The 20,251-nt window shown below is 51.3% G+C and carries 17 protein-coding genes; 4 read left to right on the top strand and 13 right to left on the bottom strand.

What is annotated here, in order from left to right; translation table 11 throughout:
• Window positions 1-51 precede the first annotated feature (51 nt).
• The 5 genes from GK091_RS15045 to GK091_RS15025 all read right to left on the bottom strand — a co-directional run bounded on the left by GK091_RS15045 (window position 52) and on the right by GK091_RS15025 (window position 4,542).
• On the bottom strand, window positions 52-438 hold the full coding sequence (locus tag GK091_RS15045) for a hypothetical protein (protein WP_164039799.1): 387 nt from the start codon (window positions 436-438) through the stop codon (window positions 52-54).
• Window positions 439-618: 180 nt separating this feature from the next.
• The gene (locus tag GK091_RS15040) at window positions 619-1,641 is read right to left on the bottom strand and encodes an MlaD family protein (RefSeq protein ID WP_164039797.1); all 1,023 of its coding nucleotides are present in this window, start codon (window positions 1,639-1,641) and stop codon (window positions 619-621) included.
• 100 nt (window positions 1,642-1,741) lie between these two features.
• A complete protein-coding gene (locus GK091_RS15035; protein WP_164039794.1) occupies window positions 1,742-2,497 on the bottom strand; it encodes an ABC transporter ATP-binding protein in 756 nt (251 codons plus the stop codon).
• 56 nt (window positions 2,498-2,553) lie between these two features.
• A complete protein-coding gene (locus GK091_RS15030; RefSeq protein WP_164039791.1) occupies window positions 2,554-3,369 on the bottom strand; it encodes an MlaE family ABC transporter permease in 816 nt (271 codons plus the stop codon).
• 318 nt (window positions 3,370-3,687) lie between these two features.
• Complete coding sequence (locus GK091_RS15025; protein WP_164039788.1) at window positions 3,688-4,542, bottom strand: lytic transglycosylase domain-containing protein; 855 nt, start codon at window positions 4,540-4,542, stop codon at window positions 3,688-3,690.
• Window positions 4,543-4,824: 282 nt separating this feature from the next.
• On the opposite strand from GK091_RS15025, the gene GK091_RS15020 reads away from it, so the two are divergent.
• From GK091_RS15020 to GK091_RS15010, 3 genes are all read left to right on the top strand, one after another.
• Window positions 4,825-6,531 (top strand): IlvD/Edd family dehydratase, encoded by a 1,707-nt coding sequence (locus GK091_RS15020; RefSeq protein ID WP_164039785.1) that lies wholly within the window; start codon window positions 4,825-4,827, stop codon window positions 6,529-6,531.
• A 163-nt stretch (window positions 6,532-6,694) separates the two neighbouring features.
• Window positions 6,695-7,120, top strand: coding sequence for an IS200/IS605 family transposase (gene tnpA, locus GK091_RS15015; protein WP_164039781.1), 426 nt, complete (start codon window positions 6,695-6,697; stop codon window positions 7,118-7,120).
• 163 nt (window positions 7,121-7,283) lie between these two features.
• Window positions 7,284-8,048 (top strand): SDR family NAD(P)-dependent oxidoreductase, encoded by a 765-nt coding sequence (locus GK091_RS15010; RefSeq protein WP_164039778.1) that lies wholly within the window; start codon window positions 7,284-7,286, stop codon window positions 8,046-8,048.
• A gap of 116 nt (window positions 8,049-8,164) precedes the next feature.
• Here GK091_RS15010 and GK091_RS15005 read toward each other — a convergent pair whose 3' ends face one another.
• The 8 genes from GK091_RS15005 to GK091_RS14970 form a co-directional block, all read right to left on the bottom strand.
• Window positions 8,165-8,770 (bottom strand): DJ-1/PfpI family protein, encoded by a 606-nt coding sequence (locus GK091_RS15005; RefSeq protein ID WP_164039775.1) that lies wholly within the window; start codon window positions 8,768-8,770, stop codon window positions 8,165-8,167.
• 12 nt (window positions 8,771-8,782) lie between these two features.
• Window positions 8,783-9,703 carry an EamA family transporter gene (locus GK091_RS15000; protein ID WP_164039770.1) on the bottom strand — a complete coding sequence of 307 codons (921 nt, stop codon included), beginning with the start codon at window positions 9,701-9,703 and terminating at the stop codon, window positions 8,783-8,785.
• 172 nt (window positions 9,704-9,875) lie between these two features.
• On the bottom strand, window positions 9,876-11,327 hold the full coding sequence (locus GK091_RS14995) for a leucine-rich repeat domain-containing protein (protein ID WP_164039767.1): 1,452 nt from the start codon (window positions 11,325-11,327) through the stop codon (window positions 9,876-9,878).
• A gap of 186 nt (window positions 11,328-11,513) precedes the next feature.
• Window positions 11,514-14,330 (bottom strand): M16 family metallopeptidase, encoded by a 2,817-nt coding sequence (locus GK091_RS14990; RefSeq protein ID WP_164039764.1) that lies wholly within the window; start codon window positions 14,328-14,330, stop codon window positions 11,514-11,516.
• Between the two features lie 155 nt (window positions 14,331-14,485).
• On the bottom strand, window positions 14,486-17,344 hold the full coding sequence (locus GK091_RS14985; protein ID WP_164039762.1) for a M16 family metallopeptidase: 2,859 nt from the start codon (window positions 17,342-17,344) through the stop codon (window positions 14,486-14,488).
• Window positions 17,345-17,551: 207 nt separating this feature from the next.
• Window positions 17,552-17,737: a CsbD family protein gene (locus tag GK091_RS14980; RefSeq protein ID WP_164039759.1), complete on the bottom strand. Its 186-nt coding sequence runs from the start codon at window positions 17,735-17,737 to the stop codon at window positions 17,552-17,554.
• A 65-nt stretch (window positions 17,738-17,802) separates the two neighbouring features.
• Window positions 17,803-18,936 (bottom strand): flavin-containing monooxygenase, encoded by a 1,134-nt coding sequence (locus GK091_RS14975; RefSeq protein ID WP_164039756.1) that lies wholly within the window; start codon window positions 18,934-18,936, stop codon window positions 17,803-17,805.
• A 109-nt stretch (window positions 18,937-19,045) separates the two neighbouring features.
• The gene (locus GK091_RS14970) at window positions 19,046-19,495 is read right to left on the bottom strand and encodes a DUF2147 domain-containing protein (RefSeq protein WP_164039752.1); all 450 of its coding nucleotides are present in this window, start codon (window positions 19,493-19,495) and stop codon (window positions 19,046-19,048) included.
• 194 nt (window positions 19,496-19,689) lie between these two features.
• Here GK091_RS14970 and GK091_RS14965 point away from each other — a divergent pair, with 194 nt between their 5' ends.
• Window positions 19,690-20,217, top strand: a complete 528-nt coding sequence (locus GK091_RS14965; protein ID WP_164039749.1) for an acyl-CoA thioesterase — start codon at window positions 19,690-19,692, stop codon at window positions 20,215-20,217.
• The last annotated feature ends 34 nt before the right edge of the window (window positions 20,218-20,251 follow it).

The raw sequence follows: 20,251 nt of genomic DNA, 5'->3' as shown, positions 1-20,251 counted from the left end.
TAAGTTATGGCCCAAATATAGCATGATGATTAATTGCTAGTATACAGATTGTTAACGGGCTTCGTATTTTATTCTGATCGTTCGCTTACCGCTTTCAGTGGGTGGCTCAATGGCGATGGTTTCGATCACGATACTCTTAGTAGCCAAAACCTTCTTGACATAATTGACATCCGTGGTTGGCTGTTCATTCAAATAATACGTGACTGTTCCTGCCGGGTAATCGTATAAATTCAGTGATGATGCCCTGGTAATAATTACCTGACCGTGTGTTGCTGGTAGTTTTTTTGGTGTAACCTGATCGATAATCTCCGAATGGCTGGGCTTGATTTGCTGGTAGGTTGGGAACGAGATCGTCTGCCCGTTTGCCTGTTCATGAACGCGTGGCAGGGTAATCGTCAGAACAAGCCAAGAAAGCGAAATCAAGAAGCGTATCCACATACGGCTTCAGAATTTAGGGTTTGACCGGAAGGCTTTTTCAAGACACTACCTCTGCCAACAAGGGTCGTTTTTTAGTCCACACCCACTGGCAAAGGTAGTTAGTCTGTGCAATTTAGTAACGTACGAGCAAGAGTGCTAGTATACGCTTACAGCCTGTTCTACACTATCAAAACGGGCTGCCTAGGGCTTGGCGGCTGTGCTGTCAGCTAGTTTTTTTGCATCAGCTTTCGCTTTTTTCTTGAAAAAGCCTCGCAGCAGGAAGTTACTCTGCGCAGCTTTCAGATCCTCATTCAGCAATACCGTACCGCTGTTCAGATTGCGAAGCGTGGCCCGAAGGTTAGCCGCTGTTTCCTGGTCGGTCAGTAGTACGCCCAGTGGGCTATTGTTGTTATTGAGTTTCTCGGAGGCCCGGTTGAAATTGTCGGTAGTGCGCCGTAGACTACCAACGGATACATCAGCCGAAGTCGCTGCGCTTTCGAGTTTGCTGGCGGAGCGGCTCAGTTTGCGGAAGATGGCCGTGTCTGAAACCAATTCATTCGCCAGCGTACCGGGGGTATTCAGCCGGGAGGCAAACTTTGAGACTGATCCGGTAACGCTTACAGTGTTGGCCGACGCCTTTTCCAGATTTTCCATGGCCTTTTTGAAATTATTGGCCACCATCGAATCCGTCAGAACGGCTCCCACAGTACCTTTCCCCTTTTTGAGATTGCCAACCAGTTCCTTAAAATCGTTGGTTACCTTCAGGAGGTTATTGTTGTTCTCCTGAAGCGTTGCCATAATCTGATCGGAACTCAACGCCGAAAGCGTTTTCAAGCGGTCGCCGTTTTCAACTTCCGGGTGGTTGTTCGTGCCACCCGCAATGACAACAATCTTGTTGCCGATCAGTCCATCGGAGCTGATGGTGGCGTTAGCATCTTTCCGGATGTACTGCTGCGAACTTTGTTCAACGTCCATATCTACTTCGACCTGCGCATTGCTGTAGATACTGACGCGCTTAACGGTGCCGACCTTAACGCCTGAAAACCAAACGTTGTTGCCTGCTTTCAAACCCGATACGTCTTTAAAGACAGCAATCAGACGAATGCTTTTGGTGAAGCGTTTTTGCTGGCCGCCCAACACAAACACCCCGGCGACAAAGATGACAATGCCCAGCAGAACAAAGATGCCGACAACGATAGAGCGTTTGTTTGATTCCGAACTCATAGTGACTTGATTGATGGGGGTAACTAGGTAACTTTATAAATGGGGTAATTGGTTAAGAAATAGCGGCTGAATCGCTCAATCATCCAGTTACCGGACTATGTTAATTGACAAATTTATAGTTGTAAAACTGCTGGATTCGTTCGTCGGGGTCGGCAAAAACCTCTTCGAAAGGACCAACCCGCGCAAAACGCCCATCCAGTAGCATCGCTACCCGATCGCCAGTGGTTTTGGCACAGGTCAGGTCGTGCGTAATAATGATGGACGTAGCCTTGAAGCGTTCCCGTACTTCATTGATCAGGTTATTGATCTCGACACTCGTGATCGGGTCAAGGCCAGCCGTTGGCTCATCGTAAAGCATAATCTCGGGCTTCAGGATAAGCGTTCGGGCGATGCCAATGCGTTTGCGCTGGCCACCCGACAACTCAGAAGGCATCTGGTTGATTGTTTGCGACAAACCTACGTCGGCCAGTGCTTCCTCGACCGCACGATCGATCTCGCCCTGCGTCAGGTTACGAACGTTCCGGACCAGCGGAAATTCCAGATTTTCCCGGATGCTCATACTATCATACAAGGCGCTACTCTGAAAGGAGAACCCAACCTTCTGCCGAAACTGATCGAGTTCCGGACCGCGTAATTGTTCAACGTCCTGCCCAAGCACGGTAACGGTTCCGGAATCGGGCTTCAGAAGACCCACAAGAATTTTGATCAACACCGATTTACCCGTACCGGAACGCCCCAGTACAGCCACATTTTCGCCCCGGTTTACATCCAGGTCAACCCCACGCAGCACGTGTAAATCTCCAAACGACTTTTTCAGGTCGTGGATGCTGATGATGGGATCGGTTGGTTGTGTCATTGATTTAGTAATTGGGTAAATAGGTAATTTGGGTACTTGCACAATCACTCAGTTTATCAGCTTCCCCGTAGGGCCGCGATGATCTGAAGCGACAGAAGTTCTTCAATAAATACGAGGAACATGGCGGTCACAACGGATGCGTTGGCCGCTTTACCGACACCCTCGGTTCCCTTCGACGAATGGTAACCTTTGTAACAGCCAACCATCCCAATCGTGAAGCCAAACACGATCGATTTGGTGATGGACGCGAAAATGTCGACGTACGATATAGCACCGAATACTTCCTGAAAAAAGGAGGTGAAACTAGTCTGCTCGTTTAAGTTAACGTTAATATAGGCCCCAAGCAGCGCCACGAAAATGGTGTACATCGTGAGTACCGGGATCGTGATCGACGTAGCCAGTACGCGACTGACAACCAGAAATTTGAATGGATTGGTGCCCGAAACTTCCATGGCGTCGATCTGCTCGGTTACATTCATGGAGCCCAACTCGGCACCAATACTGGACCCAACTTTACCGGATGCAATCAACGCCGTTACGAGTGGTCCTAACGCGCGCACGATCGCAATGGCAATCAGGGAAGGTAGCCACGAAGTAGCCCCGAACTCGGAGAGCGACGGTCGCGACTGGTTAGTAAAAACGATACCCGTGATGAAACCCGTTGTTGAGATCAGCAATAAGGACCGGTAACCCACTTCGTAGCACTGCCGGATGATCTCCTTGAATTCGTAGGGGGGAACCAGCACTTCCCGAAAAAAGCGTCCGACAAAAGCCGCTACATCGGCCAGGTTTAGGAAAAATTTGTCCAGTCGCCGGGTAACGACGGGCTTGCTGGATGACTTGCTTGCGGAATTGGTGGTGTCTGACTGCATTAAAGCGCTGACAGTAGTACTGATTTGATAATGCTAATAACTGATTTGAGCGGTTTGGGTTTTAATTTAGGCGCTAGCCTCACAAAGTGTGCCAAAATAGGCCAAACCAAGCCGCAGAAAAGATCGCTAACTGATCGGCAAAGGTAGATGACTTCGCTTCATTTTACGCATCCTACCGCAGTTAGTGAGGAATCAATTCGCAGTACGAAACTTGTCCGGCAAACGAATTTCAGTGACTGGCAGAGCGGGGTAAGACAACAAAAGAGAAGGCCCGCTGAGTAGCAGACCTTCTCTTATATCAGTCAGTACAACCTAACTCTAACCGGGTTGCTGCGTTAACGCAATCGGCTGAAATCGGTAGGCTGTCTGAGGGGCAGGCGCTAAAAACGATGAGTAATCGTTGGGCCGAGACAGTAATTCTTTATAAAGCAACACCCGATACAGGTAGTATTTGGTTTCTCGAGGGAGGCTCATCCGGTAGTAATCGCGGTGTTCGTAGCGCTTTAATTGATTCTTCATCAGACCGGGCCCTGCATTGTAGGCAGCGGCTACCAGCGACCAGGAACCCAGTTGATCATACAGTTTCCGAAGGTAGCGACAAGCAGCATCGGTTGCTTTCTGAACGTTGAACCGCTCATCGGTGCGCCCGCTGACCCGTAACCCTAATGAGCGGGCGGTGGCCGGCATCAGCTGCCAGTAACCAGCTGCACCAGCCCGCGAGATTGCTTTGGGTCGGAGCGCACTTTCGGCGAGTGGTACGTAGCGGAAGTCATCGGGAATATCGTATTTCTCCAGAATCGGGTCGATGATCGGAAAGAACGCATCTGCCCGCTGCCGAATATTTCCCAAATCACTGGCGTGGCTACGAAAAAGCGTAAACACGTGTTTCCAGCAGTCAACAACGTCGATCTGATCGAGAGGCAGGCATTCTCCGCAAAAATCAACATCCAGCAGCGGAAGGTCCGGGGCTGCCAATGACGAAGACAGCAGCGCCGATTTAGCGTTTGTTCGGGTCATATCCGACCGGGTTGCATCGGATCGCATGAGCCCGGATGGTGTTAGCCTATTCAGGCCGGACTGAATGACACCACTGATTTCGGATGGTTTGAGATTGGGAATTGTGTGGGCGGTGAACTTCGCAGCGACCGTGACAGCCGGGCGAACAACGGCCATCAATAAAGATAATCCAACTCGTTTTAACAAAACTCATTTGTGATGGTACTGAGTCTACAACGCTGATAGACTAATTTTTAGTTTGTTGATTGTCAATATTTTAACGCGGAGCGAGTGGTGTGCAAAATTTATTTGCGCCCGGATAGAACCGAAACCAACTGAAAATCACTACCTTAAAATAATACATGAACAAAGGCTTGTGACTGGTAGATTATGCCATTTAGGGTCTTTTTTTACTACGTATCAACAAGTCACTGGCTTTTGCCACCTGCTTACAGAAAAATGCCACTACGTTCTCGAGATTGGTTTGGCCGCACCGGTAAAGACGGCTTTATTTACCGCGCCTGGATGAAAAATCAGGGGTTTCCGCATCATGAGTTTGAGGGAAAGCCCGTTATTGGCATTTGTAATACCTGGTCGGAGTTGACGCCCTGCAACGCGCACTTCCGCGAATTGGCCGAAGCCATTAAACGTGGGGTCTGGGAGGCAGGCGGTTTCCCGTTGGAGTTCCCCGTTATGTCGCTCGGCGAATGCCAGATCAAACCGACGGCGATGTTGTTTCGCAATCTCGCCAGTATGGACGTTGAGGAAAGTATTCGCGGCAACTCGATTGATGCGGTCATTCTGATGTGTGGCTGCGACAAAACAACGCCTTCACTGGTGATGGGCGCGTGTAGTGTCGATATTCCAACGCTCGTCGTGTCGGGTGGGCCGATGCTGGCCGGACGTTTTCAGGGACGCAAGATCGGGACCAGCGACCTGTGGCGGTTTGCCGAATCCTATAAAATGGGTGAGATGAGCCAATCCGAATTTGTGGCTGCCGAAGCCAGCATGGCCCGTTCGCAGGGACACTGCGCCGTGATGGGTACGGCTTCGACAATGGCGGCCATGGTCGAATCGCTCGGGCTGGCCTTGCCGGATAACGCCACTATCCCAGCCGCCGATTCGCGCCGGAAAGTGCTGGCGCATCTGACCGGAATGCGCGCGGTCGAACTGGCGCGGGAGGGCATTACGCCATCGAAAATTCTGACCCGCCAGGCGTTTGAAAATGCCATTATGATCAATGCCGCGTTGGGCGGTTCTACTAATTTTATCCTTCACTTGACCGCTATCGCCGGACGGGTTGGTGTCGACTTGTCGTTGGATGATTTCGATACGTTATCGGCCAAAATTCCGCTGCTGACCAACCTGCAACCGTCCGGTGAGCACTTTGTCGAGGACCTGTTCTATGCCGGTGGATTACCCGCCGTAATTCGCGAGCTTCGGGATTATCTGCACAATGACGCGCTCACGATCAATGGGCGAACCATTGGCGACAACTGCGCCGATGCGCAATGTTATGATCCGGACGTGATCGCAACGGTAGCCACCGCGTTCAAACCCGAATCGGGGGTGGCGGTTTTGCGGGGAAACCTCTGCCTGAATGGGGCCGTTATAAAGCCCTCGGCTGCGTCGCCGAGTCTGATGCAGCACACGGGCCGGGCGGTGGTTTTCGAGAATATCGATGATTACAAAGCCCGCATCGATGATCCCGACCTGGACGTTGATCCAAGCTGTGTGCTGGTGCTGAAGAATGTGGGTCCAAAAGGCTATCCGGGAATGCCTGAAGTGGGTAATATGCAGCTACCGGCCAAAATTCTGGCGTTGGGTGTTCACGACATGGTTCGCATTTCGGATGGGCGCATGAGTGGCACGGGCTTCGGTACGGTCGTTTTACACATTTCGCCCGAAGCAGCCGTTGGCGGTAATCTGGCACTTGTTCAGAATGGTGATCTGATCACACTCGACGTCGATAACCGAAGCCTACATTTACATGTATCTGATGAAGAATTAGCCGGGCGACTTGTTCATTTCAAACCGATCGATCTGGGCTACGAACGGGGCTACGTAAATCTGTACATTCGCCATGTTACGCAGGCACACGAAGGAGCCGACTTTGACTTCTTGCGGGGCGGCTCTGGCAGTGAGGTGAAGCGCGATTCGCATTAAAGCATGGGCCGTGCTTTCAATTCCCTTAGCGGGCGAATTAATTCGCCCGCTAAGGGAATTGACCACGTGATTGCATCACTTTTGGTTTCCTTTTGTTCCGTTAGGGGGCGAATTAATCCGCCCCCTATTAGAAACCGATGGCACCTGCAACCGTCCAATAGCCATGAGCAATTACATCGCCCTTTATGTCCATCTGATCTGGACAACGAAGTACCGTGAGCCCGTTTTATTTCCGGCTGCTCGTTATGCGTTGTTCGCTCATATTCGTGAGGAAGCGGTTAAAAACAATATCGATATCCGGATAATCAATGGGGTAGCCGATCATGTCCATTGCCTGGTTGCCCTCAGATCGACGCAATCCATCGCTGATGTTGGGAAACGAATTAAGGGAGAGTCGGCCCGCTGGCTAAATCAATCCAATAAGCTGGAGGGACTATTCGTCTGGCAGGACGGTTACGGGGCCATTTCGGTCAGCCCGCAGCACGTACTGAGAGTAACACGGTATATTTTCAATCAGGAACAGCACCACACGCAAAAAGTATTGCTGGACGAATTACAGCTATTTGCTCAATACGCTGATTCACCGTGATTCTGGTAACCTCCGAATCAATTCGGAGGTTACCAGAATCACGATTTCTGTTTCTCCTAGCGGGCGAATTAATTCGCCCGCTGACGGAAGTTGAAACCGAAGGTGATGTGATCACGTTTTTAATTCCAATAACGGGCGAATTAATTCGCCCGCAATCGACGCTATGAACGCAGATTTTACAAACCAAACCGCGCTTATCACGGGGGCTGGGCAGGGAATTGGTTTTGCCATTGCGCAGGCGCTGGCCCGGCAGGGTGCCACTATACTGCTCAACGATTATGATGAAGCCTTAGCTCACAAAGCCGCCGAAACCATACGACAGGCGGGAGGGAACTGTCAGGCGTATCCCGGCGATGTATCCGATGTGGATTTTATCAGACAGATGGTCAGGGCGGCTGTCGATTTATTTGGGTCGGTTGACATTGCCATTGCCAACGCCGGTATCACCGTTTTTGGCGATATTTTTACGACGACACCCGACGCATTTCAGCAGATTGTGAATGTCAACCTGCGGGGTAGTTTTTTCCTGGCTCAGGCTGCAGCCAGCCAGATGCGGGAGCAGAGAAAAGGCGGGAGCGTGCTGTTTATGTCGTCGGTGGTTGGTCACCAGGCGCATCCGGGTCTGCCCGTTTACAGTATGACCAAAGCGGGATTGGAAATGCTGGCGAAACAATTGGTAATCGACTTTTCACCCCTTGGAATTACCGTCAATGCCATTGCGCCCGGCGCAACCCTAACCGAACGCACATTAGACGATCCGACGTACATCCCAATCTGGTCACGCATCACGCCCATGGGTCGCCCGGCTACCGTCGAGGATATTGCCAATGCGGCTCTGTTTCTGGTTTCGCCGGCATCGAGACACATCACCGGGCAGAGTCTGGTGGTTGACGGGGGCTGGACCAGTATCAGTCCACCACCTGTCTAAGCAATCAGAGCTGGCTCCGTGGGCAGTACCCGATCAGAAATGTAACGGGTTTTAACCCGTTTCTAAACCAACCTACGGGTTAAAACCCGCAGTACGCATCTAGTTTACGCCCGATTTTAGTGCCAGTAATCGTACTGCATGTAGCGTGCGGTTTCGTCAGCCACGTCTTTACCAAGGAGTTTGCTGAGTGTGTACAGCGACATATCAATTCCTGCCGAAATACCCGCTGACGTGATGATTGTACCGTTATCAACGTAGCGTTCGTTGGGTAAGATAGTGGTGGTTGGAGCCAGTTGCGCGAGGCTGTCGATGGCCAGATAATGCGTTGTGGCCGATCGCGATTCCAGCAAACCCGCTTTGGCTAGTAGCAACGAACCTGTACAGACGGATAATACTAGCTCTGCCGTTTCTGCCGAGCGACGAATCCAGTTCAGTATCGCGGGATTTTCCAGTTCCCGTCGCGAGCCGAAGGGAGTACGGTCGGCGTGAAAACCACCCCCGCCCGGCACAATAATGATGTCGGCTTTGGGGTGATCGTTCAGCAGATACGTGGGCGTTATGCACAAACCATTTCGGGCATAAACCGGCCCCTGTTCAGCAACGGTAAACACCTGAAAATGCGGTTTGCCCGATACTTTTCCGGCAACACCGAATACCTCGAACGGACCGGCAAAATCCAGTACTTCGATCTCGTTGAAAAGCAGAATAGCTACAGTGCGCATAGTTATGATCGATTATTTTCTGCCTAGCGTAATCAGGACGACACCCGCCAGCGCAATTATGGCTCCGATAAGCGACTGACTCGAAAAAACTTCCCCCGCGAAGAACGTACCCAGCAGCATCGCGACTACGGGGTTAACAAAAGCGTACGTAGACAGGAGTTGGGGCGGTGCATTACGAGCCAGCCAGGCGTAGGAGGAGAAGCCCACGATGCTACCGAAGATGACCAGATACAACATGGACCAGATGGCTTTGGGCGGGGCCACTACGATACTCCAGGGCGTAACGGGTTCTACCGCCAAACTGATCAGCAACAGAACGACTCCACCAACGATCATCTGAATGCCGCTCGAAATCGTACCCGATGGAAGTGATACCCGTGGCGCTAATAACGTACCGATTGCCCAGGCGAAATTACCGAATACGACCAGACTCGAGCCAACCAGATTCGCGTGCATTCCGCCCGTTCCCTGCATTTTGTCGGGTTTGACGAGAAAGTAAATACCTGCCAAACCGACCAGCAATCCTGCCAGCGCCAGATTACTCGGACGCTGCCGACCGAACGATACCCAGTTGAGCGTCAACAGAAAAACGGGCAGCATGCCGCCCAGTAAAGCCGCCATACCCGTTGGAATGTACTGAATGCCAAGCGTAAGACAACCATTGGATATGGTCAGAAGCAAAACGCCCACAAGGCCAGCCGATTTCCATTCCACTCGGGTAGCACGGGGCGTTCCGGTCAGCCGAGCATAGCTGTACAGGAGTGTACCGGCCACAATGTACCGCGTAGCCGCCATGTAAAGGGGCGGCATTCGCTCGGTCATGAAGTGAATGAACAGGTACGTAGAACCCCAGAGAATATAAACCGAAAGTAAAGCGGACCAAAGCGTTACGCGGTTGGGTGTAGGGGAAACGGACGGAGAAATGGCTTGCATAAAACGGACTTCTTGACGCTAAATAACACAGGTAAGAAACCATTTTCTTCTTTATCCGTACTTTTTTTTGCGTTATCTGTGATTGATTATGAAGATTCTAAGCAAAATTTTATTTGGTATGACAAAAGCACATTCCCAAAACGAGCATCAAGGTGTGCGCTGAACCGGAACCTCAATAAAATACCTCCGTCTGGTTTGCTTCTAGTTGCTGAATGAGGGGCGCATAAGGCCCGGCTTTAACATTGTCACGCGATAATGGATTTGAGCGCAGGTAAAGCTTTCGGAGTTGCCTTGATTCGCCCAGGGAGCGGGGCAGCTCCTGTAAGTTATTGTTGCTCAGGTCCAGTTCTTCCAGAGAAGGGATTGATGCCAGCACTGCCGGAGCCACCGAAAACCAGTTATATCCCAGATCTAGGATGGTCAAATACTTCATTTTCTGGAAGGTATCGGGCAACTGGCTGATGCGATTATGATGCGCATAAATGACTTGCAGTCGGCGGAGTTTTGCCAGCGAAGCCGGGAGTTCCTTAAGATCATTGTGCGAAACGGCTAGTTGTTCCAGTCGTTTCATGCGGGTCAGCTGGCGCGGCAGTTCGGTTAATTTGTTGTAATACAGATCAATAACTCGAACACGTTTCAGTTTGCCGATAGTTTTGGGTAGTTGGGTTAGCCCCGCGTTGTACAGGTTTAGATCCGTTAGGCGACGCAGCCGACGGATCAGTTTAGTATCTAATTCAGTCAGTTTATTATTGCCAAGCCATAAGCTCTCCAGCCGCCGGTTCTGACCTATCGATCGGGGAGTGCGGGTCAGTTTATTGCCCTGCAAATTCAGGGCAACTAGGTGTTTGTTTCGAGTGATAAACACACTATCGTCGGGAATAGTATTATAGAGTACACTCAATCGTTTCAGGGTAGGAATAGCGGCAGTCAGCCGGGCGGGTAATTCATGCAGACTATTCTTCGACAAATCCAGCTCTTCCAGTTTCGGGAAGCGGTATACAACCTCTGGTATGGTGAGCAGATCGAGCTGGTTGAAGGCCAGCATTTTGACCGTATCGGGGCGGGTAGTTTTTTCGGCGGCTTCCAACGTACTGATGATGCCCGCACCCCGCCGAACCGTACGTTTCGGCGGGACATTCCCCAGCGTATTCATGCTGTTCCAGGTGAAACCGGTTTGGGTCTTGATTGGAAATGGACGCTTATACCAGTCAGTTAGTAGCAGGAGCAATTGCCCTTCCTGTTCGTCGGTCAATTTTTGACCTGTAAATGAGCAAAAGACCTGTTCATACGTACCATCGGGTCGGATAAATTCTATAGTTTGTAACAGGACGCCAAGTATAGGTAACTTTTTTTTGTTGCGCTCGATAAACGTATAAAACTGCTGATTTCTAGTGTTGAGGGTGTCGAAGAATAGCTTGGTTTTGTTGCTGCTGAAGGCACCCGTTATTTTTGAAGAAACTCCCGAATAGAAAGTCATACGATCGAGAGCAGGTGGATATGTCTTCGCCAGCGTAGACGGTGACAGATTTAATCGCGTTGTGTCACGCAGCAATACCACGCTTACCTGCGACCAGCCACGTATCCCGAATAGACTAAAGCCTGCTAAAAGAAGAAGCTTTTTCATGATTAACGACAAGTTTAGGTATATGACGATATTTATAGTTAAATTCCATAAAGAAAAACGGGATTTTTGCGATTCTACTGATTAATCTGATTTTTCTTAGGAAGTACACTTCACCGAAGTACTAGGAAAAGTCAAAATCAGTCAATTAAATCACAAAAATCCCGCGGGGCCGACCGTTTGGTCTTACTAGTTTTTCTGTCCGCTGCTTACCGACGAAGCGGGTTGCTTATCCGAAAGCTTTTTTGCTGCTTTCGCAAAATCGCCCGCCTGAATGATCGAAATTTTGGCAGGGTCGATGTGTTTTTTCATGGCTGCGTTTATTTGATCGGCGGTTAATGCCGCGATCTTCTTCTCAAAATCAGCATCCCACGCCATCGTCCGATTCAGGTACAGGTAGTTGTTGAGCGTACCAGCCAGACCGGGGTCCTGCGCCCGGCCAACCATCCGCGATTGCAGATAGCCCGACTTGGCGGAGGCTAGTTCTTCGGCGGTAAAGCCATCCTTTACGACCTTATCCAGCTCCTCGCGGAAAGCCTTCGTCAGCCGCTCGGCGTTTTCTGGGTTGTAAATAGCGTAGGTCATGAACATACCCGATTTGTCGAGCGGGTTCGCCTGCAATTGCGAACCAACGCCGTAGCTGATGCCTTCTTTCTGCCGAATACGAACGGCCAGTCGCGAGTTCAGGAAGCCACCGCCCAGAATATAGTTGCCCATCACCAGCGCCGGGTAATCCGGATCATCGTCGCGCAGGGGAATATTAACGCCCGCGACCAGAAACGCATTGGCTTTATCCGGCGCTTCGATGGTTTGTGGTGCTGGCTTGATATCGTTGAAGGGCGTTACCAGCCGACTGAAAGGCTTTTTCGCTTTCCAGGTTCCCAATTCATCCATAACAACTTTGCGGATTGGTGCTTCGTCGAAGTCACCAACGACAGCCACCGTTGCGTTCTGGGCCCCGTAAAAATCCTTGTGGAACTGCTTCAGATCATCGAGCTTAAGCGCTTTTACATCCGCTATATCTTCATCAGGCGTCGAGACGTACCGAATGTCTTCTTTGGGATACGGATTCATCTGCCGCTGGAACGCCGTGAACGCCAGTGACTGTGGCTCTGAACGTTGTGCTTCAATTTGGGCCAGTTGCTCCTGTTTCAGTTTTTCGAATTCGTTGGCATCGAAGGCCGGGTGTTTCAGCATATCGCCTACGATGCGCATCACTGCCGGGAGATTTTCCTTCGTCGTTTTTACGATCACATTGACCTGATTGCCGCCACCAAATACGTTGACCTGCGCTTTCAGTTTGTCCAGCTCATCCTTGATCTGCTGACGGGTCCGGGTCGTGGTGCCTTTGTCGAGAATAGACGCTGTGAATACCGAAACGGCGCTCTTGTTCATCAGACTTTTCTGATCGCCGTAGCGGAAAGTCAGGCGGGCGTTTACTTCATTACCACGGGTCGACTTCGGCAACAGGGCCAGCTCGATCGTGTTGGGTTGCTCGATCCGGCGGGTCCGCCCGTCGATGTTGGCCGGGGAGGGGTCGAAGGCTTCACCGCTGGCGATAGCAGCCCGACCTTTGTAGTTTTTTACCAGTGCATCGACATCCGGCGCATCCGGTACGTCAACCCGTTCTGGTTTCGGTTCTGGAATGAATTCGCCAACGGTGCGATTCGAGGGTTTGAGGTAGAAGCTGGCTACGCGCTGTACGTCGGCTGGTGTAACCTTTTCGAGGGCATCCCGGTAAAGGAAACCGAGCCGCCAGTCGCCCGTAGCGATGTATTCGCTCAGTGTACGACCCAGGCGTTCAACGTCTTTGAAGCTCACTTCAAGGTCTTTCAGCAGCTTCGCTCTGGCGCGATCGACTTCGTCTTTCGTTGGCGCTTTGATCGACACCGAATCGAGTGTACCAAGCAGGGACTTTCGGGCGTCATCGAGCGATTTTTCCTTCAGCAGTTCGGCCGCAAAGTACACATAGCCAGGGTCTTTGGTCATAAACGAATAGCCATATTCCTGTGATGCTTTCTTCGTTTCGATCAGGGCCTTGTATAACCGTCCGCTGGGTTCATCCGTGAGGACTTCGGTTAGTACATCCATCGTCGGATAATCCGGATGCGAGCTGGGCATGATGTGGTACAATGCCGATACTACTTTCGTATCGCCTACGCGCCGGAGCGTTACTTCGCGCTCACCGTCCTGCGTTGGCTCAACGCTATAAGTTGGCTGAAGAATCCGGGTTGGTTTTGGAATCGGGCTGAAATACTCGTTGACGAGTTGCAGGGTTTTGGCTTCATCGATCTTCCCGGCTACAACCAGCACGGCATTGTCGGGCTGATAGTATTTTTTGTAAAACGCCTGAAGGTTTTCGATGGGGACTTTTTCCAGATCGGAACGGTTGCCAATGGTCGATTTGCCGTAATTGTGCCACAAAAAAGCCGACGACACCACGCGTTCGTTCAAGACGTTCTGAGGTGAATTCTCGCGCATCTCGAACTCGTTACGCACGACCGAAAACTCGGTTTCGAGATCACTCTTCTTGATAAACGAATGCACCATCCGGTCGGCTTCCAGATCGAGCGCCCATTTCAGGTTTTCGTCCGTTGCCGCAAACGTTTCGAAGTAGTTGGTCCGGTCGAGCCAGGTTGTGCCGTTGGGCCGTGCACCGTGAGAAGTCAGTTCCTCCGGGATGTTGGTGTGCTTTGTCGAGCCTTTGAAGACCATATGCTCCAACAGGTGAGCCATGCCGGTTTCGCCGAGTCCTTCGTGGCGCGATCCCACCAGATAGGTAATATTGACGGTGACGGTTGGCTTCGATGCATCTGGGAAGAGCAATACTTTCAGACCGTTCTTTAGGTTGTATTCGGTGATGCCTTCGACGGAAGCACCTTTCGTGACGCCTTCGGGAAGAGCCACTGCCGTTGTTTTAGTCTGGGCCGACGCGATCGTCAGACTGCCAGCCAGTACGGTAGCCGCCAGTATGCTTCGCTGAGCCCGTTTGGTAAGCGTATTCATACGCATAAAAAAATAGGATTAAGTAGACATTCAAAAAATAGTGGTATAAATACAGCGTCTTTTTGATTATGTCAATGCTTTCTACACGGTTTCGTAAATAAATGGATGAGTGGTTATTCGACCCGCACAAACTAACCATGCGGGTTGAAACTGACCTAATTTTTGTCACCCCCGCCAATGGATGAAGCCGGTTGTGTTTTGGCTTTCTCGGCGGCTTTTTTTGCTGCGTTTTCGAAATCACCGGCTTTCACGATCGTCAGTTTTGAGTAATCGATGTATTTCTTCACGGTCGCATTCACCTGTTCGGGCGTCAGCGCCTGAATTCGCTTTTCTAGTTCGGCATCGTAGGCAAATGTCCGGCCTTCAGCTCTGGTAAGGTACTGCCCTAGTTTTTGGGTCAACACCCCATCCTGCGACCGTTCGACCTGGTTGTTCTGCAACACGGCAGTTTTGGCAGCTTTCAGCTCATCGGCTGTTATGCCCTCCTTAACGAGTTTGTCAACTTCTTCCCGATACGCTTTTTCCAGCCGGTCCGAGTTTTCGGGGTTGTAGATCGCATACGAGCCAAAGTTGGCCACCTTGTCATTATCATCGGCGTATACGTACGAACCAACGCCATAACTGACCCCTTCCTTTTGCCGGATTCGGGTTGCCAGCCGGGAGTTTAGAAACCCGTCGCCCAGGATGTAATTTGCCATGTACAGAGCCGCATAATCGGGGTCATCGTCGCGCATCGGAAACTTCATGCCGGTCACTAGCATAGCATTGGCCTTGTCGCTGGTTTGAATCGACTCCGTTTTGTTTTTCAGATCGGCAAAGAGCTGGAGCGGCACGCGTGAGAAGGGTTTCGCGGCTTTCCACTTGCCCAGATCGTTTTTCAGCGCCGTTCGGATAGTTGGCTCGTCAAAAGCACCGACAACGGACACAACGGCGTTTTGCGCTCCATAAAAGTCTTTGTAAAACTGGCGAACCTCATCGACGGTCAGTTTCTTGATCTCGTCGATTTCTTCGTCAAACGTCTTCGTGTACCAGACGTGTCCTTTGGGGTAGGGGTTCATGGTTCGTTCGGCCACGTTGTAGGCAATCGCCTGCGGCTCCTGCTTCTGCGACTCGATCTGCGCTAGTCTCTCTTCCTTCAGCTTATTGAATTCGGCTTCAGGGAAGGTTGGATTGCGCAGGTAATCAGTCACGATTTTTAGTACGGCGGGCAGATTCTCTTTCGACGTCTCGATGCTGGCCACTACACTCTGACCGGATGGATACACATAGGCGCGGGCTTTCAATTTGTCCAGCTCGTCCTTGATCTGCTGATAGCTCCGGGTCTTTGTACCGCGTTCGAGCATCGATGCCGTGAAACCGGAAACCGTCATTTTATTGACCAGGCTTGTTTCGTCGCCCATTCGCAATTGGATGCGTACGTTCACCGAATTGCCCCGCGTACTTTTGGGCAGCAGCGCATATTTCAGCCCGTTTGCTTCCTGCCCACGTTTGGTGCGGCTGTCGATATTGGCCGGCGATGCGTCAAAGGCTTCACCAGCCGCCACCATCTGCTCACCCTTATAATCCTTGACGAGACTCATAATGTCCGGCGCAGCCGTAATTTCAGCCCGGTCGGGTTTCTGGTCAGGTACGAACAGGCCAACGGTTCGGTTGGAGGGTTTTAGGTAGGCCTGAGCGACGCGCTGCACATCGGCAGGTGTCACCTTCCGGATGGCGTCACGGTACAGAAAAACCAGCCGCCAGTCACCCGCTGCCATATACTCACTCAGTTGCAGTCCTACGCGATCTACCTGCTTGAACATGAGTTCGATACCGCTCAGGATCTTGGTCTTGGCCCGCTCAACTTCGTCTGCCGTAGGGGCTTTGCCGGTGATGCCATCCAGCGTGCTCATCATGACCGTTCGGGCCGAATCCAGCGAGTTTTCCTTGCGCACTTCGGCGTAGAAATAGGCAAAGCCCGGATCATGAAGGGCGGGTGTCCAGCCATACTGAAAGGCCGCTTTTTTGTTCTCGACCAGCGCTTTGTAGAGTCGGCCGGAAGGCTCGTTGGTCAGTACGTCCATCAGCACATCCAGTACCGGATAGTCGGGATGCGTTCCGGCGGGGGTGTGGTAGGCAGCCGCAACGCCCTGGGTGTCGCCCACCCGCTTGAGTGTCACCACTCGCTCGCCATCCTGCGTTGGCTCAACCGTATATGGTTGTTTGAGCACGCGGGTAGGTTTCGGGATGGGGCTGAAATACTGATCGACCAATGCCAAGGTTTTGACCTCATCCAACTTTCCGGCCACTAGCAGAATAGCATTGTCGGGCTGGTAATACTTCTGGTAAAATGCTTTCAGGTTATCGATGGGAACCCGTTCAATGTCTTCTTTCGAACCGATGGTCGATTTGCCATAGTTGTGCCACAAATACGCCGACGACAGCACCCGTTCCATGAGCACGTACTGCGGTGAGTTCTCGCCCATCTCAAACTCATTCCGGACAACGGTGAATTCGGTTTCCAGGTCTTCTTTCTTGATGAAGCTGTTCACCATTCGGTCCGACTCCAGGTCAAGCGCCCATTTTAGGTTATCATCCGTTGCGGAAAACGTCTCGAAATAATTGGTGCGGTCATACCAGGTGGTCCCGTTCGGCCAGGAACCATGTTCGGTTAGTTCCTGCGGTACATTCTTGTGCTTCGTTGAGCCTTTGAAGACCATATGTTCCAGCAGATGGGCCATACCCGTTTCGCCCAGACCCTCGTGCCGTGAACCGACCATGTAGGTGATATTAACCGTAATCGTTGCTTTGGAAGGATCCGGGAAGAGCAGAACACGCAACCCGTTTTTGAGCTGGTATTCGGTGATGCCTTCGACCGACGCAACCTTAGTGATGCCCTCAGGCAGGGCGCTGGCCACTGGCTTATCCTGAGCCAGAATGGGCAGGTAACTGCCGATCAGAAAGGCGATGACAAGTATACCACGGCAGGCGCGCGTCGATACAACTCGTCCGTATTGACTAGAGAAGGTGTGCATAAACTATACGATTAAGTCAGGAATAGAAACTACTCGTATAGTTACACAGGCTTCCCGGTTAAGTCAATGGCTCCGAGTGGTTTTTAACAATTTTTGTAAGAACGGTAGGGTATACCTCAACAAGCTAGCCTTCATATTAGGACCGAGGGGGACAAAAAAAGCCGGAACCTGTCGGTTCCGGCTTTTCACTGAGCTGACCGTTATTGATTAAAGATCAGCAACGGATTTATTTATTTCGTCTTTCGTCTTACCTGTTTTCTGCTGGAGTTTACCCCACATTTCGTCTTCCTTCCCTTCCGCGTACGTCAGGTCGTCGTCGGTTAACTCACCGTAGGCTTGTTTGATTTTACCTTTTAGTTCGTTCCAGCCTCCTTTTAGTGTTGTCTCGTTCATGATCGTAGTGTTTATAACGTAGAATAGAATGATACTCCGCAATCATCGTGATTACACTAATAGAACTATGCCGAGACAAAATTGTTTTGGGCAATATGCCGGGCGATTCGATCCGAATCAATCGTGAGGTTATAAATGATGCCGGTCAACGGAGTAGTATAACCCAGAAAATAAAGACCGCGCAGTGCATCCTCGTTGAACCAGAGGTGTTTAGGGTAGCCGTTGTCGTTTAGAATACGCGCAGTCAGCGTCGGGTTCAGAAATGAAGTGAGTCCCGGTCTATAGCCCGTTGCCAGAATAATAACATCGAACGGCAGTTCGCGTCCGTCGGTAAACGTTACGGTTTTGGCGTTAAGCCGGTCAATACCCGGAACGACCGTAATCCTGCCGGCTTTGATCTGGTCGAGGGTGCCGATGTCGATCACCGGTATTTTACCGCGTCGGGTGTCATAGGAAGGAGGGTGAGCCGGTTTGCCCAACCCATACACCGACACGTCGCCTACGCTGAATTTCTGCGACAGGCCCGCCACAAAATCATAGAACCAGTTCGGGAATTTACTCAAAAAAATGGCCATTGGTTGTGCTGGTTTCCCGAACACATCGCGCCGGATGATGTTGACCGGTCCGCGTACCGAAATGAACGGATGTGCTCCGTGCTCCAGCAGGTCCAGTGCCAGTTCTGCTCCCGTATTGCCCATGCCTACGACCAGTGCGTTTTCGTCGCGGAAGGGAGCGCCATTGCGGTATTCGTGACTATGCCAGATGATGCCCCGAAAATTGCGTTGACCGGGCAGCTCCGGTACGTTCGGGATGCGATTGTAACCCGTGGCGACAACAACCCGTTCTGCCGTGAAGCTATCTGTTTCGGTCTGGACCTGCCATGTTCCGTCTGCGTTGCGGCTTATAGCGGTAACCTTTTGATTGAAGAGTGGCCGAATGTTGAACTGTTCAGCGTAGCGTTCCAGATACTCGACAACCTGTAAGCGCGTAACGTAGGTCGGGTAACTGGCCGGGTAGGGGAAATGCGGTAACTGGGAGTACGCTTTAACGGTGTGCAGATGCAGCCGGTCGTAGTGATTTCGCCAAGCAAACCCAATGTATTCGCTGGCTTCGAGCACCGTGAACGGCTGATTGAGCTGGGCAAGTTGCCCGGCCATCGCCAGCCCCGCTGGTCCGGCACCGATAATGAGGGTTGACATAGGTTTATGAACTTGTGCAAAAGCCGAACCGTCGTTGCAGCCGGGGTGGTACTAGATACGGTCCGTCGGGCCACGGGTAGGATGGACCGGCGGACCGCAAAAACTGACCTTATTTGATTCGTGTCCAGGTCTGGGTTTTGCCCAGGAGCGAGATGCCTACGTACCCGCGAACGTCGAGGGTGTTTGGATCTTTGAGCGTCATCTTACAGTTGTATTCTTTGCCGTCTTCGGGGTTGTAGATCTTCCCGTCGGTCCAGACGTTGTCGCCATTGAACTTGAAGTTGTACATCAGGGGCAGATTCATCAGCTGGCGGTTCCGTTTGGACGCATCGGCGTTGCGGATGTCCGTTTTGGGTTTACCCGTAGCCGGATCGTTGGGTTCGCTGATCCAGATGAGCTTACCGAAATAGGTGCCGCCCTGCTTATAAATCTGAACGTGTCCTTTTTTTGTGCCGTTGAGCCAGGTGCCAACAACCGCATCGGGATTGTCGGCTGGCGCAAAGGCCGATAGACTAAGTAGCAGAACAAGGACGGGTAACAGGGTGCGTATGATTTTCATAGATGTCCGGTAATTAGAAGGAGAAATGAACTTGTTGTACTAACGCAAATCGGGAATAAAAAGTCTGAACGGTGCTGGTAACCCGGCTGGATTGGGCCAATTCCTGTAGGTGCCGGATTTTCTTCGGAACAAAAAGAGGCCGTATCCAGTAAAATACTTAAAATCGGCGTCACCCTCTAAATTCACGGCCAGTTATGTTTCACCGCGACCCCAACCGTACGTACCCGACAGAAACCGAAACACGGGTAATCATCCGCTTTCAGGACTGCGACCCGCTGCAACACCTCAACAACTCAAAGTATTTCGATTATTATTTCAACGCCCGCGAAGATCAGGTCGCTACCCTTTATGACTTCAATCCGGGGCAGATGTTTCGGGAATTGAAAACGAGTTGGGTCGTTTATCAGCACCAGATCGCCTACATACGCCCCGCCATGGTCAGCGAGTGGATACGCATCAGGTCCCGGCTGATCTACTTTAACGAAGACACGCTCGTGACGGAATTCGTGATGACCGACGACGCCAAGACGCACCTCAAAAACGTACTCTGGATGACATCGAAATACATCAGCGTACTGACGGGCAAGCGCATTCAGCATGACCCCGTTGTGATGGAATACCTTCAGGCTACCCTGCTGCCGAACGTAAACTATCCAAATGTCGATTTTAACGACCGCATACGGGAAATCAAGCATCAGCTTTTTCCGATCAAGGCCGTTTGAAAAAAAGGTTGTAGTTTGTGGTTTGTTGTGTCTC

This window comes from Spirosoma agri (assembly GCF_010747415.1).
Lineage (GTDB): Bacteria > Bacteroidota > Bacteroidia > Cytophagales > Spirosomataceae > Spirosoma > Spirosoma agri.
Note: the sequence above shows the minus strand (reverse complement) of the source record. Positions and strands in the feature narration are given on the sequence as shown.